Source organism: Micromonospora sp. HK10 (genome assembly GCF_000982955.1).
Classification (GTDB): Bacteria; Actinomycetota; Actinomycetes; order Mycobacteriales; family Micromonosporaceae; genus Micromonospora.
In genome coordinates this window covers 140717-158543 of record NZ_KQ058829.1, presented here as the reverse complement: position 1 = coordinate 158543, position 17827 = coordinate 140717, and the positions used below count along the sequence as shown (strand labels likewise).

Sequence of the window (17827 nt, the reverse complement as noted above, 5' to 3'; positions counted from 1 at the left end):
CTGCCGAATGAGACGACGACCGTCGGCTACTGACCGGATATGCTGCTGCGGCCGGAGCGGTGGGGACGAACCGGGCGCGGCGCGGAGGGTGGAACAGTGGCAGAGGCTGGGCAGGACCGGTGGGTCGACGTCTCGCCCTCGCAGTTTCCTCACGAAGCCGAGGGACTGGCCCTGGTCCGGGCGATCATGCCCGACGAGACGCCGTTTCGCGCCTGGTCGAACTTCGAGTTCCGCGATTCGCGGGGCCGATGGCACGAGGTCGACCTGCTTCTTCTCGGTCGTAAGCAGCTGCACCTCATCGAGCTCAAGTACTACTCCGGCACACTCCGGGGTGACGATCAGCGCTGGGCCCGTGACGGTCGGCGGCCGGAAGATTCCCCGCTCAAGCTGACGCGGCGTAAAGCGCAGTACTTCGCGAGCAAGTTGAGAGATGAGCTGCGGCTGTGGGCGCAGGAGCAGAACGTTCAGATCTCCGACGAGCGGGAGGTCATTCCGTTCGTCCAGGAGGCCGTCTTCCTGCACCACCCCGACCTGCGCTGCGTTCTCAGCCCGGCGAGTGCGATCAACCTCTATGGCCTCGACGACCGCGTCTCGCAGAGCCACCTCACCGGCATCTCCGAACTCGTGCTCGAACCTGCAGGGCGGCGGGCGATCGGCCCGAACCAGGAACACATCCTGGTCAAGCTGCTGGAACGCATCGGCCTCGTGCAGCGCCGCGAACGCGAGGCGGGCTCGTGGGTCATCGAGGACCAGGCCATCGACTCCGACGAAGGCTGGCAGGACTGGCTCGCCTACCACCGGGTGGTCCAGCAGGACCGTGCCCGGATCCGTTTCCGGGTGCTGCCGCCGACAGCGAGTCAACCGGAACGAGTCGCGGCCCGTCAGATCGCGGAGCACGAGTTCCGCATCATGTCGCGGCTGCAGCACGACGGGCTGCTGCGCCCTCGCGACCTGGTCGAATCCGAACTTGGCATCGGGCTTGTCTACCCGTACGACCAGCAATGGCAACGTCTCGACCTGTGGCTGGCCGGGCAGGAACAGGGCGTACCGCTGGCGACGCAGCTGTCGATGATCCGCCAGATCGGTGAGGCCTTGCAATACGCCCACAACAACCGGGTCGTCCACCGCGGGCTGATTCCGCCCGCGGTGTGGGTGCGTCCGGTCCCCGGCACCCAGGGTGACGTCAAAGTTCGGGTCGGTGACTGGCAAGGCTCCGGAAGTCTTCAGAGCCTCTCAGCCACCAGCGGCACAGTTCATGGCGTGACGTCGCTGGTCGACGTGTCCTTGGACGATCACGGATCAGGGGCGGCCGAGGTGTTCACCGCGCCCGAGGGGGCCTGGAGCGCGGACGCCGACCGCATCCGGCTTGATGTGTTCGGTCTGGGCAGCCTGGCCTTCTATCTGCTCACCGGGCGATCGCCGGCACCGAGCCGGAGTGCCCTGAAGCAGCGCCTGCGCGACCAGCAAGGCCTCGACTTGGCGATCGAGCTGCCGCAGATCCCCTCGACGCTGCGCTCGCTCGTCCTCAAAGCGACCGATCCGGCACCCAGCCGGCGGACGGCCGACGTCACGACCTTCCTCTCGCAGCTCGGCGCGGCCGAGCGCGACGCCGCCACCGCGAACGAGGAGACCGACCCGCTCGAGGCGGCACCCGGCACCGTTCTCGACGGAAGGTTCCGCTTGATCCGGCGGCTCGGGCAGGGCTCGACGGCCGTGGGCCTGCTCGTGCAGGATCTGCTCGCCGAAGGAAACCCCGAGTGCGTCCTCAAGGTGGCCCTCAACGATACGGCCGCGACGCGTCTCGACGATGAGGCGGAGGCGCTCAAGCGGCTCGACCACCCCCGTATCGTGAAGGTTCTCGATCCGCACGTGGTCGTTGGTGGCCGGCGGGCGCTGCTGCTCGAAAGCGCGGGAGCGGAAACTTTGACCAGCGCTCTGCGGGCGCGTACCCGGCTGTCGTACGACCTGCTTGACCGCTATGGAAAGGACCTTCTCGACTGCCTCGTTGCGTTGGACAAGGCCGGGATCGATCACCGTGACATCAAGCCGTCCAACCTGGGCGTACGGGAGAGCCGCGGCGACCGCACCAAGCACCTGATCCTCTTCGACTTCTCCCTGACCCGCGCTGCAGCCTCCGCCACGCAGGCCGGGACCCCGCCGTACCTCGACCCGTTTCTGACCGGCGCCCGGGATCGATACGACTCGGCGGCGGAACGCTATGCCGCAGCCGTGGTTCTCTTCGAGATGGCGACCGGCAGCGTCCCGGTCTACGGAGACGGCAAGGGCGACCCGGGAAGCACCCGGGACGAGGCCACCATCAGGCCGGAAATGTTCGACCAGACGTTGGCCGGCGATCTGGTCGACTTCTTCCGCAAGGCATTGGCCAGCGACGCCGGCGCCCGGCATCACACCGCCGAGGCCATGCGCACCGCGTGGCTGACGATCTTCGCGAAGGACGACACCATCGAGCCCGGCGAGTCGTACGACGAACTTGCTGCCAAGGCCGCTCTGACCACGCCGTTGCGTGACTCCGGGCTGACCGGCCGGGCCCTGTCGGCGCTGGAGCCCTACGCCGTCGAGACCGTCGGCGAGCTGCTGACCGTCGACCCGGTCAGGCTGTCCCGGCTGCAGGGGGTTGCGAACTCGACTCGCTTGCAGATCACGTCACGCATCAAGGAGTGGCGCGCCCGGCTCGGTTCCGAAGTCCGTACGACCGACCGAAGCGGTCCGGCGCTCACTCCCACGGCCGCCGCCGATTTGTTGCTGCGTGTCGTCGCCACACCGCGTTCACCGTCACGCGGCGGAGTCGTCCGGCTGGTCCTGGGGTTCGACACAGCGCTCGACGCATTCGCCACGCACGCCCAGCTCGGGGCGAACCTGGACGAGCCGGTGCAGCCGTCGCGTATCACGACACTGCTCGGAACCCTGCAGGAGCGGTGGGCGGGGGACGATCACGCGCGGGCCCTCCTTGATCGGCTGGCGGAGGCAGTCTCAACCCGCCTCACCGAGCTCGGCTCCGTCGCGACGGTCGCCGAACTGACCCGTACGGTGCTCGAAACGCTCGCACCCGAGCCCCATGTGGACCAACGGTTGGCACGTGGCCTGCTCCGCTTCGCCCTGGAACGGCGCAAAGCGATGAACAAGGCCGACGGCTCGCAGCTGCCGGTCTGGGTTCGGCGACGTGCCGGCGTCGTCACGCTCCTAGCCGAGGATCAGATGCTGTGTGACGTCGCCGAATCGCTGGCAGCGGAGGCGGACCGCCTTGTCGGTGCAACCGGCGACGCCGCGAACGCGATCATTCCGGCTCAGCGTGTGCAAGCCCGCCTCGAAGCGGCCGTTCCCGCGGAGAGCAGCTGGCCGGCGGCCCTCGCCGATCCGCTGCGCCGCGTGACTCTGGCCGCAGCCGCGTCGACTCACGCAGCCGCCACCGGTGCCGGCGACCTGCACCACCGCGAACTCACCGCGGTGGCGGCCCTGGCTCAGACTTTCGCGGACTTCGGCGGGCAGCAGCTCACCCCGGACGAAATCCGCGAACGAGTACGGGTCCGGTTCCCCGCGGTGCCGGCGCTGCCGCAGCGGCCGGCGCTCGACAGCCTGATCACGGACGCGGGTCTCGGCCTGACCTTCGACGACCGGCTGCGCGTCTATCGAGCCCTGCAGACCGGCGCGGCGACAACCGGGCTGGAGTCCCGGTCGGTGACCAGCCTCGCGGTGACGACATCTCCCGTCGGCACGACCGGCGCATTGGGAGCGAGGCTAGAAACGTCTATCGGCAGCCGGTCGTTCCTCGCGCTCGGCACCCGGGCCGACCGCCTGGGCCGGTTGATCGATGCTGCCCAGGCCCGCTACGGCGCTACCACGGTCGACCTGACGGGCGCGTTGCTGGAGGCGCTGCGGTCGGTGTCCGCGGCTGCCAACATGCCTTGGGATCTGGTACGCGCCGCGGACGCCGAACGCGAGTCGAGCCGTCCCCGCCGGGGTTTGGAAGAGCTGGTTCGTCGGTCCTGGCCCGAGGTCGAGGCGGCCGTCGAGCGAGCCCTTGCCGACGGGAGCGCGGACTCGCCGGTGCTGCTCACGGACGCGTCGCCGCTGGCGCGCTATGACAACATGGCGCTGCTGACCCGCTGGACCGACCTGGCCGCGCCGCGCCGCCGGGCGGTCTGGCTGCTAGTGCCGCAGCTCAACGGCAACCACGGTCCTGTGGTCGACGGCCGGCCGGTCCCGCTCGCCGCACCCAACCAGTTCGTCAACCTCGACAACGAGTGGATCGACAGCATGGCTGCCCTGAGCGCAGCTACGCAGAAGGAGCAGTAGCAATGGCGGTCTCAACGGGGTTGACGGCAGCGCTCAAGAAGGTGGTCCTCGATCTGGAGGACGACCTTCGCGATCGCGTCGCCTCGCAGCCGGACGTGCTGGCAACGTGGAAGCAGGAGCACAAGGCCGCGGAAAGCCGCGAGCGAACGGCTATGTCGTGGCAGGAATGGCGCGACGACCGGGTGACACAGGCCGCCGTCGCCTGGGTGCTGACCACGGTCTTCGTACGGTTCTGCGAGGACAATCGCCTGCTCAAGCCGGTCTGGATCGCCGGACCCGCCGACCGCCGGCAGGAGGCGCTGGACGCAGAACTCTCCTACTTCCGCACCCATCCAGAAGACACCGACCGCGAGTGGGTGCTCCAGGCAGTCGAATACCTGCGGAACACGAAGGCGACCCGGGATTTGGTCGAGTCACATTCGCCGCTGTGGACGGTCTCTCCGTCGGGTCAGGCCGCCAAGCGGCTCATCGCCTTCTGGCGCGAACGCACCGCCGACGGCGAGCTCGTCTGGGACCTCGCCGATCCCGATCTGTCGACTCGATTCCTCGGTGACCTCTACCAAGAGCTCTCCGACTACGCCAAGAAGACGTTCGCGTTGCTCCAGACGCCGGAGTTTGTCGAGGAGTTCATCCTCGACCAGACGATGGAGCCAGCGCTCGCCGAGCGACCGGTCGAAGGTTTCAAGCTCATCGACCCCACCTGCGGCTCCGGTCACTTTCTGTTAGGCGCTTTTGCCCGGTTGAATGACCGATGGTCTGCTTGCGCCCCGGGCATGGAAGCGCAGACCCGTGTGCAGAATGTACTCGATGCGATCCATGGTGTGGACCTCAATCCGTTTGCCGTCGCAATAGCGCGCTTCCGACTTCTGGTCGCGTCATTGCAGGCGTGCGGGCTGAAGTCGCTTGAATCCGCCCCAGCTTTTCAGCTTAACCTAGCCGCCGGTGACTCCTTGTTGCACGGCCGTTCTCAGATGGAACTCGAACTTCCTGGCGTAGCCGATACCGATTCATTGCTAAGTGGATTCACTTACAAGACCGAGAATCTCGCTATCCTTAACTCAATCCTCGAGCCACGTCAATACGATGTGGTAGTCGGCAATCCGCCCTACATCACTGTCCGGGACAGCAAGTTGAAGGCCGCCATTAAGGGCCGTTACGCGACATGCGCTGGATTGTGGGTTCTATCGGTGCCCTTTATGGAGAGATTCTTCCAACTTGCTCGGCTGGATCGCAACAGGCGTCCTGCTGGATGGGTTGGGCAGATTACATCCAACTCCTTCATGCAGCGCGGCTTTGGGCGTCACCTGGTAGAAAACTTTCTTCCGACGCAAGATGTGAGAATGGTTCTGAACAGCGAAGGCGCATGGATTCCGGGCCATAACTCAGATGGTACGCCAACGGTGATTTTAATTGGCAGGCCAGGGCCTCCCTCGTCGAGCGTGGTACGCCTCGTTCTAAGTAAAGGTAGGCGGGAGTCGCGTTCTGTTGGAGATAAGGGCGAGGGGCCCTACTGGACTGCTTTATCGAGATGGTGTGGGATCGTCGGGTACGAGGACCCGTTCATCAAGGTGATTGACGCCCCTAGATCATCCCTCGCGCGGCACCCTTGGGTACTCGCCGGGGATGGCTCCGAGGAACTGCTGAGGTTGATGGACAAGTTCCGGAATCTCAAGCAAATCACCTATCGGGTCGGCTTCTACGGCGATTCTCATGCGGATGAAGCATTTTTTATCCCGAAGCACACCGCCGTCCGGTGGAAAATACCGATTGAGCTGATTGAGGATGCTGCTCGTGGAGACGGAGTGCGCGACTGGAATGTCTCGTATGCAGAGTCCGCGATGCTGCCGAGAATTCTCCCCGGCTGGTCCAGCATCGAGGGTGGTCTCGGCGCTGCCCTCCGCCATTATTGGCCATTACGTACCGAGCTGTGGGCGCGAGCGTTCGGGGAGGGAGACTATCGCTCCGAGGGGCGAGAGTGGCTTGCATGGCACCAGCTCCCGCTGGATCGTCATGCACATCCGTGGAAGATCGCCTTTGCTGAAGTCGCATCTCAAAATAGCTTCTGCCTGGATAAGTTCGGGAGGGTTTTTAACCGAACGGCGCCGATAGTAAAGCTTCCAGCTTCAGCGACAGAGGAGGATTTCGTTTCGTTAGTTGGCCTACTCAATTCTTCCGCAGCGTCATTCTGGCTTAAGCGCAAGTGCAAACCCAAGGGAGGCGCAGCCGACATTCCATGGCTGCGAACCTATCAGATGACCTCGACAATGCTCGCGCAGTTCCCTGTTCCAGATAATCTGCCGACAAATCGAGCGCAGAAACTAGACTTCTTGGCTGCGCGGCTAAATGAGCTGCTCCCCGAGACTGTATTCCTTTCTGGTGGTGATCCTCCAACGCAGCAGCGGATAGATGAACTGCGCGAAGCATATGCAGGCACTCTTGGTGAACTTATCAGTAATCAGGAGGAGCTTGACTGGGAGGTGTACAAGTCTTTCAACTTGACGGTTGACGATAACTTGGTCTTCCTAGATGAACCGCCTGCAATCAATTTGGGTGACCGAGCATTTGAGATAGCGCTAGCTCGGCAGGGCGACAACCTGTCTGGCCCCGATAAGGCATGGTTCGCCCGGCGGGGCATCGCTGTGCAACCGGACCTTCCGGAAAGGTTGCCGGCAGACTATCAAAAACTTTTGAGTGCTCGCCTATCTGAAATAAACAATAATCCTCTCATACGGCTTCTCGAACGGCCGGAGTTTAAGAGGCAATGGGCGCTTCCTTCCTGGGATGAGCGCCTCTCGTCAGCGCTTCGAGCATGGCTTCTCGACAAGTTAGAGGAGCGAAAATACTGGTTCGACATGTCCGGACGGCCAATCGCGCGGTCGGTCGCTCAGCTGGCCGACATCGTGACCCGCGACTCCGACCTCGCCTCCGTTCTGCAGTTGTGGGACGGCCGCAAGGACCGGTCGGTTACCCAGCAGCTCACCACGCTGCTGGATACGGAGAGCGTGCCCTTCCTGGCCGCGTACCGGCTCAACGATTCGGGACTCCGCAAGCGTGAAGCTTGGGAGCACATCTGGGATCTGCAACGCCGTGAAGACAAGGGCGAGAGAGTCGGCGAGATTCCGGTGCCGCCGAAGTACACGACCGCGGACTTCCGGAAGCAGTCATGGTGGCAACACCGGGGCAAGCTTGACGTGCCTAAGGAGCGTTTCATCCTCTACCCGGACGCCGGCCGCGAGACCGACTCCACCCAGTTGCTCGGCTGGGCCGGCTGGGACCACTCTCAGCAGGCCCTCGCCCTGAACGCGGTGATCGCCGAGCGGGAGGCCGAAGGCTGGGCTGACGATAAGCTTGTCCCCCTGGTCGCCGGCCTCGCAGAGCTCCAGCCCTGGGTGCGGCAGTGGCACGACGAGACTGACCCCACCTACCAGCTCAACCTGGCCGACTACCTGGAGGAGCAACTGCGCGGTCGCGCTCACCAGGTGGGCATGACGGTCGAGCAGCTTGGTGCCTGGAGGCCGCCGGCCGCCAGCCGAGGACGCCGATCGAGGTCGTGACAGCCATGACGATGCAGCTTGAGGAGAAGGCGTGAGTACCCCGCTCCGCGACGTCATCACCATTCCCGAGCGTGCCGGCGCGGAGGACTACGTCCTGCGTCTGACCGACTCGGTCGGGCACAACGCGGTCCAGCGCACGCTCGATGAATACGTCGTCACCGATGCGCTGGTCGAGGCATTCGACGCGGCTATGGGCCTGGTGGCCGAGGGAATCACCTCCGGAACGAGCCGCGGCTCGTTCCTCACCGGCTCGTTCGGTTCGGGTAAGTCGCACTTCATGGCCGTGCTGCATGCCCTCCTCGAACACGAGCCGGCCGCCCGGTCCAAGGCTGAGCTTCAGCCCGTTGTGGCGCGCCACGATCCCGTCCTGGCCGACCGGAAGATCCTGCCGCTCGCCTTCCACATGCTCGGGGCGCGGACGATGGAGGAGGCCCTCTTCCAGGGTTACATACGCCAGATCGCCGAGCGCCGCCCCGGTGCGCCGTTGCCCGCCGTACACAAGTCTGACGCCCTTCTCGAAGACGCTGAACGTTACCGGGCCCAGCTCGGCGACCAGCAGTTCTTCGCCGGCCTCAACGGCGAAGCAGGGGGCGAGGGCGGCGCGGCCGATCCCTGGGCTGCTGTGCTGGGCGCGGGGGAGTGGGATGCTGTTCGCTACGCCGAGGCGCGTGCCGCCTCGGCCGCAAGCCCCAGCCGGCAGAAGCTGGTGTCGGCCCTGGTCGAAACGTACTTCCGCTCCTACACGCAGCAGGCGGAGTACGTCGACCTGGACACCGGCCTGGCGGCGATCTCGACGCACGCCAAGAGTCTCGGCTACGACGCCGTGGTTCTCTTCCTCGACGAGCTGGTCCTGTGGCTGGCGTTCTCGGTGCAGGACCGGGAGTTCTTCCGCCGCGAATCGCAGAAGCTCACCAAGCTGGTCGAGTCGTCCATCGGTGGTCGTCCGATCCCGCTCATCTCCTTTGTGGCCCGGCAGATGGACCTGCGGCGCTGGTTCGCCGACTCGGGTGCCAGCGGCGCGGAGCAGGACGCGCTCGACCGCGCCTTCCGCCACCAGGAAGGCCGGTTCGGTGTCATCCCGCTGGGCGACGACAACCTGCCGTACGTGGCCAACCGCCGCCTCCTGCAGCCCAAGGACGCCGATGCTGCCGCCGTGCTCGAGGGCGCGTTCGGTGCGATCGACCGCCGGCCGGCGGTGTGGGACGTGCTGCTCGACGGCGTGAACACCGATGAACGGCATCGGGGCTCCGATGAGAAGGCGTTCCGCCTCACCTACCCGTTCTCTCCGGCCCTGGTGTCGACCTTGCGCAGCCTGGCCAGCGTCATGCAGCGCGAGCGGACCGCGCTCAAGGTCATGCAGCAGATGCTCGTCGACCGGCGCGAGACTCTTACGATCGACCAGATTATCCCGGTCGGTGACTCCTTCGACCTCGTGGTGCAGGGGCAGACCGGGCAGGCGCTGGACGCCGAGGCGGCTGCTCTCTTCCGGTCGGCCAACAAGCTCTACACGGACAAGCTGCGGCCCTTGCTGCTCGGGATCCACGGCATCGACGAGCGGACCCTGCGCGAGGAGCCCGAGAAGGTTCCGTCGGGATTCCGCACCGACGATCGGCTGGCCAAGACTCTCCTGTTGTCGGCCGTCGCCCCGAAGGTTCCAGCCCTGATGGCGCTGACCGCGGCCCGGCTCGCGTCGCTTAACCACGGTTCCATCGTGTCGCCGCTGCCGGGTGGTGAGGCGGCTGTCGTGCTGTCCAAGGTGCGTACCTGGGCCCGGGACATTCCGGAGATCCATCTCGACGGCGACGACCGCAACCCGACGATCCGGGTGCAGCTGTCCGACGTCGACTACGAGTCGATCGTGGAGCGGGCCAAGGCGGAGGATAACGAGGGCCGGCGCCGTGAACTGTTGAAGGACCTTGTCAGCGAAAGCCTGGGCATTACGCTGGCGTCCCAGGACCTGCAAGGCGCCTACCCGTACGACTTCATCTGGCGTGGCTCGAAGCGCAAGGTCGATGTGCTCTTCGGCAACGTTCGCGACCGCAGCTGGTTGTCCGACGACCACTTCCGGGCGGCCCCGGACACCTGGCGCATCGTCATCGACCACCCGTTCGACGACCCGGGCCACTCGACGGCTGAGGACCTGCAACGGCTGGACGAGATGGTGGCGCGGGGCGTGCAGGAGCGGACCGTGGTGTGGCTGCCGCGGTTCCTGTCGGACGACAAGATCCGCGAACTGCGACGCCTCGTCATCCTCAACTGGCTGCTCGACGGCAGCACCGAGCGCTGGCAGGGGCACGCCGACCACCTCAACGAGACCGACCGTGCCCTGGCCCGGTCAATCCTGGAATCCCAGCGCAACACGCTGCGGCGCAGCCTTGAGGACGCGGTGCAGCAGGCATACGGCGCCGCGTCACCGCGCCCGGGTGTCCTCATCGAGGACGCGTCACACGAGCGGACGCTGTTCTCCTTCGAGCGTCGCTTCGCCCCTGTCAATCCGGTCGGCGCCACGCTCGGTCAGGCCTTCAACAACCTGCTCGACCAGGCGTTCAAGGCCCTCTACCCCGCGCATCCGCTGTTCGAGCCAGGCGACGTCGAGATCAAAGTCCGCGACCTCAAAGCCGTTGCTCGGTACGTCGCACAGAGCGCGGCGGACAGCGAGAAACGCGTCGAGCTTCAGGCCGACGCCGCCGTGGTACGACGGATCGCGGAGCCGCTCGGCGTCGGCAAGGCCACGGAGATGCACTACCTCTTCGGCGACGATCGGTTCACCCCGTGGGGTCAGGAGATCGAGCGAGCACTCGGCCGACGAGCGCAGGAACAGGGCAAGCCCGCCGACGGTCCGGTGACCGTCGCGGAGCTGCGACGCTGGATCCGGGACGTCTCGCCCGCCCATGGGCTGCGGGACGAGGTCGCCGACCTGGTTGTCATCGCGTGGGCGGCGCTGCGGCAGCGGGCTTGGTTCCAACAAGGGACGGCCCTTCCGGTCGTACCGGAGCCTGGGTCGCTCACCCCGGTGATGGAGCTGCGCACCCAGGAACTGCCGTCCGCCGGTGATTGGGAGACGGCGCGAACCGTGGCCGGCGCGATGCTCGGCATCACAGCCGGGGCGTATCTCACCGCGCCCGCTGTGGCTGATTTCGTCGGACAGGTCGCCACCAAGGCAGCGGAACTATCGAAGACAGCGCCCGGGTTGGTGGGAGCGATCGAGGCGGCGTACCGACGTCTGGCGATTGCAGAAGGTAGCCGGCTGAGGACCGCCAAAGCCTGTTCCGCGCTGATGCAGCAACTGCGTCACCTGGACGGCGTCAAGCTCGTCCAGGTGTTGGCGAAGGCGGATCTCGGCGGTGCGACTCCAGTCGCCGCGGGTAAATCGCTGGCTTCGGCGGACGCTGTTGACAAGGCACTCACTGCGTTTCCTTGGCACCGGCTCGACCCGCTTCGCGAAGCTATGAAGGGCGAGGGAAACCGCGCCGCGGATGCTGCTGCCGTCGTGAACGGCCTACGGGCCGCTCTGGAGCAGGACGAGTTGCCAGTCCCGATTGGACGGGCGCTTGCCTCCTGTGAGGACGGGATCTTCAGCTGGTTGGCGGAAAGCACCGCGCCCCCGGCGGGTCCTACGCCCAAGCCAAAGCCGCCGGTGGTGTCGGGCCCCAAGGCCGGGAGTTCCAGCCGGGCAGGCGGAGCGGGAAACAGAGACATCATGGACCAGCTGCAAGCCTTCTTGAACGACAACCCTGACGTCACCGTTGAGGTGACGTGGCGAGTGCTGCCGTGACCGTCGCCATGGCCACAACGCGGGTGAGCGCATCGATGGTGCTCGCCATCGTTGACGAAGCCCGCGCCAAGAACTACGGCAGCGGCGTCATCGGCATCCGTGGCGTCCCCGACCGCGCCATCACCGCGGACCTCCAACACCAGGGCCAGACCGTACGGGTCCGAGCGGCCGAGTCAGCGCTGGCCGCCCGCGATCTGCTCGGCGACCACCGCGACGGCGACTGGCTCGTCGTCGTCACCGACCGTGACGACGCCGACCTCGGCGCCGGTATCCTCGCCCACTTCATCTGGCAGCGCTTGCGCAGCCCTGACCCCTGGGAGGCAGTGCGGACTCGATTCGCTGCCACCGGAATCGACCCTGCCCTGACCAGCCGACCGGACAACCGAGAGCTGGCCACCGCGTTGGTCGCTGCAACCCCGCAGGCGGGCTGGCCCGCAGCCCCGGCCGGGGTACTCACCCGCACCCACGCGCTTGGTGCCGTCGCCGCAACCCACCTCGGCTTCGATACGGACACCGCCGACGTCCTCGGCGTCCTCCGCTGGTCGATCGCTGCGCAGAGCGTCGCCTCCCTCGGTGCTTTGCGCCGAAGCGTCGGAGACCTGCTCGCCGACACCACACTTGACTGGATCGCCCAGCGGGCGGGCTCGGCGGCAGGCCCGATACGTGCGCTGCTGTCTCGTGGCGAGCTCGCCGACGTCGTACCGCTCGGTCTGGTCCTTCGCTTGCTGACCGCTGACCGATATGACCCGCCGACAGCGCATCAGGCCCAACTTGCTCTGGTCCGGCTCGAACCGCGGTGGGGCGATCCCAGCCCTTCGCAGACCGCGTTGGCCGCACTCGGGCAAGCAGCGGACACACTGTTGTCCGACCTGATTCACGATCGGCGCGCCGACGACGACGTTGCACGCTCCCTCGACCGGGCCGACGTGATTCTCGCGCAGATCCAGGCCGAGCCGCTGGCCCGCTACTCAGACCTTCTCGCCGGCGGATTACGGGCACGATTTGTCGCGCTTGCCGACGCCCTGCGTCGGGCAATCGCTTCACCTGGCCATCTCGACAATACGAACACCGTCGAGACCGCCTGGGCAGCGGTTCAGACGCACCGGCTCGGAGCGAAAACGCCACTTCGCGTTCCCTTCGAGGCCGCGGTACGACTTGTCCGGTGGCTCTCTGAAGTTGATCCTCCGCCCGGCGCTGCCTCGGATGCCCGTGCGCTCGGCGCTCTCGTGCGCCAGTACCTCGACAACGCGGCATGGGCTGACGCGGCGATCAACGACGCGTTCGGCGGCGTTGACGATCCGAGCCTGTCAAGCGCACTCCACGCCGTCGTCACGGCCGCGCAGAAGCGACGTCGCGCACAGGAACGTCGCTTCGCCCGGGCGCTCGCCTCAGCGCCAATCCCCACCAGCCGCGGCGTGCCCGCCGACTCGGGAACCATCTGGTACCTAGAGCAATTGCTACCAGACTGCGTCATCCCGCTCGCCCGCAAGGCCCCCGTGCTGCTGCTCGTCCTCGACGGTATGAGCGCCGCTGTCGCGACGGAGATCCTGTCCGACGCGACTACACGTCTCGGCTGGCTCGAGGCTGCCCTGCCAGGAGCCGGCAACCGCCGGAGGACCGCAGCGCTCGCGGCGTTGCCGTCAGTCACCGAGGTGAGTCGTGCCTCTTTGCTCTCCGGCCGCCTAACCCGCGGGCAGCAGTCCGAAGAACAGCACGGGTACGCGGAAATCACCGCCAAAGGCGGAAAGATCACTGCAAGGCTCTTCCATAAAAAGGCAGTGGATACGACGGCAGCAGGCTGGTCGGTCAGCCCGGACGTCGGAAGCGCCATCGATGACATCGAGCTGTCGCTGGTGACCGTCGTCCTGAACACGATCGACGACGCACTCGACCGCAGCGACCCTGCGGGAACGGTTTGGACCGCTGACGCTGTCAAGCATCTTGAACCGCTTCTCGCTCGGGCTGCAGCCGCAGGGCGGACGGTCGTCGTGACCTCCGACCACGGTCACATCGTCGAACGCCGCCAAGGCGCACAACGTTCGTACCCGAATATTTCCAGTGCTCGTTCTCGCCCGGCGGCCGCTCCCGTCCAGGACGACGAGATCGAGGTCAGCGGCCCTCGCGTCCTCACCGACGGACACCGAGCCGTCCTGGCCGTCGACGAGACCCTCAGGTACGGACCCCTGAAAGCCGGCTACCACGGGGGAGCGAGCGCAGCGGAGGTCGTCGTCCCGGTGGCCGTCCTCGTACCTGATGAGACCCGCAACCGGGCCGGCCTGGACTTGCTGCCGCCGCAGGAACCCACTTGGTGGCTCACCTCCGCAGCCGCTCCGCGGCTGCCTGCCGAGCCGCCAGCCCCGAAAGCCGTGATCACCAAGAGCCGCGGAGATCGACAGGACAGCCCGGCCCTGTTCGACCTGGGCCCACAGGCCACCGAGCAACCGGCGGTGACACTCGGCCAGGCCATCGTGACCAGCTCGGTCTACAAGGCACAGCGGAGGATCAACGGCCGCCTCATCGTCACCGACGATCAGATTGCGAGCATCATCGACGCGCTGGTGGGGGCAGCTGCCAACCGGCTGGCACCAACCCTCGCAGCCCAAGCCCTAGGAGTGGCACAGACCCGGCTCCGGGGTGCGCTGACGCAGGTTCAGCAACTGCTCAACATTGAGGGGTACGCCGTTCTGTCCGTCGAACCAGCGACCGGCACGGTCACGCTTGACGTCACGCTCCTGTCCGAGCAGTTCGAGGTGCCCTCGTGACACTGGACGTCTCCCAGCGGCGTCGACGCGAGGTGATCGATGCGCTTCGCCGTGGAACCGTTCCGGAGAGCGGACTCGACCTGCTCGCGGTCGGCCTCGACCGTTTTTCCGCCGCTCTCGACGGCGAGCTCGACACGGTCAGTTCTGGCGGCGCCGTGTTCAAGGCGGTGCGGGGCGAATACGGCGCTGGCAAAACCTTCTTTACTCGACACTTGGCCGAGCGGGCGCTCCGCCGCGGTTTCGCCGCGGCCGAGGTGCAGATCTCCGAGACCCAGACGCCGTTGCACCGGTTGGAGACCGTGTACCGGCGCATCACCGAGTCCATGCGGACGGCGTCGATACCATCCAGCGCGTTCCGCGCTGTTCTTGACTCCTGGCTGTTCACGCTGGAGGCCGATGCGCTCGAAGCTGATCCCGCCGCGGAGGCAGACGTGGGCGCGGCGGTGGATCGGCTCCTCGAACAGCGGCTCGCCCAGGTCAGCAAGCACTCCCCGCTCTTCGCACTGGCGTTGCGTGGCTACCGGGCGGCGTTGAGCTCGGGCGACACCGTCGTCGCCGACGGACTGGCCGCATGGACGGCCGGACAGCCACAGGTCGCGGCGTCGGCGAAACGAGCCGCCGGAATCCGTGGCGAGCTCGACCATTTCGGCGCCATGGCCTTCCTCCAGGGGCTGCTCACCGTCCTGCGGGACGCCGGCCATCCGGGGTTGGTCGTTGTCCTCGATGAGGTCGAGACGCTGCAACGGGTCCGTGGCGACGTCCGGGACAAGGCACTCAATGCGCTGCGCCAGCTGATCGACGAGGTGCACTCCGGACGCTTCCCCGGGCTGCATCTCGTCATCACCGGCACGCCTGCGTTCTACGACGGGCAGCAGGGCGTGCAACGGCTCGCCCCGCTGGCGCAACGGCTTGCCGTCGACTTCGGCACGGATCCCAGATTCGACAACCCCAGGGCCGTGCAGATCCGTCTGCCGGGCTTCACGATCGGGTCCCTGGTCGAGCTGGGTGGCCGCGTTCGGGATCTCTACGCCGCCGGGTCAACTGCTCCCGACCGGATCCGGACTCTGGTCGACGGCGCGTACCTTGACCAGCTGGCTCGTGCCGTTGCCGGCGGCCTGGGTGGAAAGGTCGGCATCGTGCCGCGCCTGTATCTGAAGAAGCTGGTGGGCGATGTCCTCGACCGGGTCGACCAGTTCCCGGACTTCGACCCTAGGCAGCACTACGCGCCGACCATGTCCGCAGCGGAGATGACCGACGTGGAACGCAACGCCGCAAGTGCCGACGACATTGCACTAGACGTGTGACTGCCGCCGACCCGCTACATCCCGTGCTGCTGCACCACATCGTCAACTCCCTGCAATGGCCGGGTCTGCGACCCCTGCAGGAAGCTGCTGTGGAGCCGCTTCTGGCTGGCGAGGACACGCTCCTCCTCGCCCCGACCGCTGGGGGCAAAACCGAAGCGGCAGCGTTTCCGCTGTTGTCCCGGATGGCAGCCGAGGGCTGGTCCGGAACCTCAGTGCTGTACCTCTGCCCGCTCAAAGCCCTGCTCAACAATCTGCTGCCGCGCTGGGAACGCTACGCCGACTGGCTGGGACGGCGAGCCGCACTCTGGCATGGCGACGTCACCGCGTCGCGACGGCGGGCCATCCTGGCTGCCCGCCCAGACGTGCTCCTGACCACGCCGGAATCCCTGGAATCGATGCTGGTCAGCCGTAACGTCGACCATCGGGCGTTCTTCGCCGGCCTGCGTACCGTGGTCGTCGACGAGGTGCACGCTTTTGCCGGCGACGACCGTGGCTGGCATCTGCTCGCCGTCCTGGAGCGTCTGACCCACCTGATCGGCCGTCCCGTTCAGCGGATCGGGCTCTCGGCAACCGTGGGCAATCCGGATCGCTTGCTGACCTGGCTGCAGGGCTCCAGCGCGGGTGTTCGGGCAAGACGCGTCATCGCTCCTGACGTGCCGGTCGCCGCGACAGCGACTGCGGCGACACCTCCGCCGGGCGAAATCGAACTCGACTTCGTCGGATCCCTGCAAAATGCTGCCACTGTGCTCGCCGGGCTGCACTCCGGTGAGAAGCGGCTGGTCTTCTGCGAATCCCGCCAAGCCGTAGAACAGCTCGGCAGTCTCCTGCGGGATCGCGGCATCACCACCTTCCTGTCACACGCCTCGCTGTCCGCTGACGAAAGAAGACGCTCGGAAGAGGCGTTCGCCGAGGCGCGTGACTGTGTCATCGTTTCGACCAGCACACTCGAACTGGGAATCGACGTCGGTGATCTCGACCGCGTCATTCAGATCGACGCACCCTCGACCGTGGCCTCATTCCTGCAACGACTCGGGCGCACAGGTCGGCGGCCCGGCAGCATCCGCAACTGCCTCGTTCTCACCCGCAGTGGCGATGCCCTGCTGGAGGCAGCGGCCCTGCTGGTGCTCTGGGGCCGCGGATGGGTCGAGCCGGTCGTCGCCCCGCCAGAGCCACGGCACATCGTCGCCCAGCAGATGCTCGCGCTCTGCCTGCAAGAACAGCGAGTGGGAGATCAGAACTGGCCGCAGTGGTGGAACGGTCTCGACCCCTTCGGCCGCGGCGCCACCCCGATCATTCGCCATCTGATCGATCAGGGCTACCTTGACAGCGACAGCGATATGCTCTATATCGGTCCCGAAGCTGAACGGCGCTTCGGGCACCGACACTTCATGGGCATGACAGCGGTATTCGTCGGAGCACCCGAGTTCACCGTCCTGGTGGGCCGCGATGAGCTGGGCCGCGTCGACCCCGCGCTGCTCACGGAGGAGGTGCAGGGCGACCGTCGACTGCTACTCAACGGGCGAAGTTGGCGGGTCACCTACATCGACTGGCGGCGCCGGCGCTGTTTCGTCGAACCCGCCGAGAGTGGCGGAAAGGCTCGCTGGATGACCGGGGGGTGGGCAGGTCTTGGATTCGAGCTGAGCCGCGCCATGCGGGAGGTACTTCTTGGTGCTGATCCCCCTGTGAAGCTCACTCAGCGAGCAGCGAAGCGGCTCGCTCACGAACGGGATGAACGATCCTCGCTGGTACATCCGGGAGGCAGCGTCATCCTCCGCGATCGGAATGGTGGTGACCTACGGTGGTGGACCTGGGCCGGTTTCCGCGCGAACGCCACCTTGGCGGCCACGTTGACCGAGGTGGTCGACCCGGTCCAACGCTTCGATGACTGCCAGGTCCGCCTACGGGCGAATCTCACTCGGGAAGAATGGCGGACACTCATCGCCGACGCAGATCAGCGTCTGTGCTTGCCCGAGGTCAACAAGAAAGCTCTTGACGGACTCAAGTTCAGCGAAGCGCTGCCGGAGCGGCTCGCGCTGGCGACGTTGGCGTCTCGCCTCGCCGACCTCGGCGGCGCAACCGCTGTCTTGCAGGAGCCGACGCGGTTCGTTCAGGCATAGC

The 17827-nt window shown here is 66.4% G+C and carries 6 protein-coding genes; all 6 read left to right on the top strand.

Annotated elements, in window-relative coordinates:
* Positions 1-96 precede the first annotated feature (96 nt).
* The 6 genes from pglW to LQ51_RS16785 are packed head-to-tail and all read left to right on the top strand — an operon-like array spanning position 97 to position 17826.
* Complete coding sequence (gene pglW, locus LQ51_RS16810) at positions 97-4314, top strand: BREX system serine/threonine kinase PglW (RefSeq protein ID WP_046566818.1); 4218 nt, start codon at positions 97-99, stop codon at positions 4312-4314.
* Positions 4315-4316: 2 nt separating this feature from the next.
* Positions 4317-7868, top strand: a complete 3552-nt coding sequence (gene pglX, locus LQ51_RS32080; RefSeq protein WP_082159477.1) for a BREX-2 system adenine-specific DNA-methyltransferase PglX — start codon at positions 4317-4319, stop codon at positions 7866-7868.
* A 31-nt stretch (positions 7869-7899) separates the two neighbouring features.
* Positions 7900-11643: a DUF6079 family protein gene (locus LQ51_RS16800; RefSeq protein ID WP_046566816.1), complete on the top strand. Its 3744-nt coding sequence runs from the start codon at positions 7900-7902 to the stop codon at positions 11641-11643.
* Positions 11640-14405: a BREX-2 system phosphatase PglZ gene (pglZ, locus tag LQ51_RS16795; protein WP_156313123.1), complete on the top strand. Its 2766-nt coding sequence runs from the start codon at positions 11640-11642 to the stop codon at positions 14403-14405. Before LQ51_RS16800 ends, pglZ begins: the two co-directional genes overlap by 4 nt.
* On the top strand, positions 14402-15709 hold the full coding sequence (gene brxD / locus LQ51_RS16790; protein ID WP_046566813.1) for a BREX system ATP-binding protein BrxD: 1308 nt from the start codon (positions 14402-14404) through the stop codon (positions 15707-15709). The genes pglZ and brxD overlap by 4 nt, the downstream gene beginning before the upstream one ends.
* Entirely contained in the window at positions 15706-17826 is a 2121-nt protein-coding gene (locus tag LQ51_RS16785) for a DEAD/DEAH box helicase (RefSeq protein WP_046566811.1), read from the top strand. Before brxD ends, LQ51_RS16785 begins: the two co-directional genes overlap by 4 nt.
* Position 17827 lies beyond the last annotated feature (1 nt).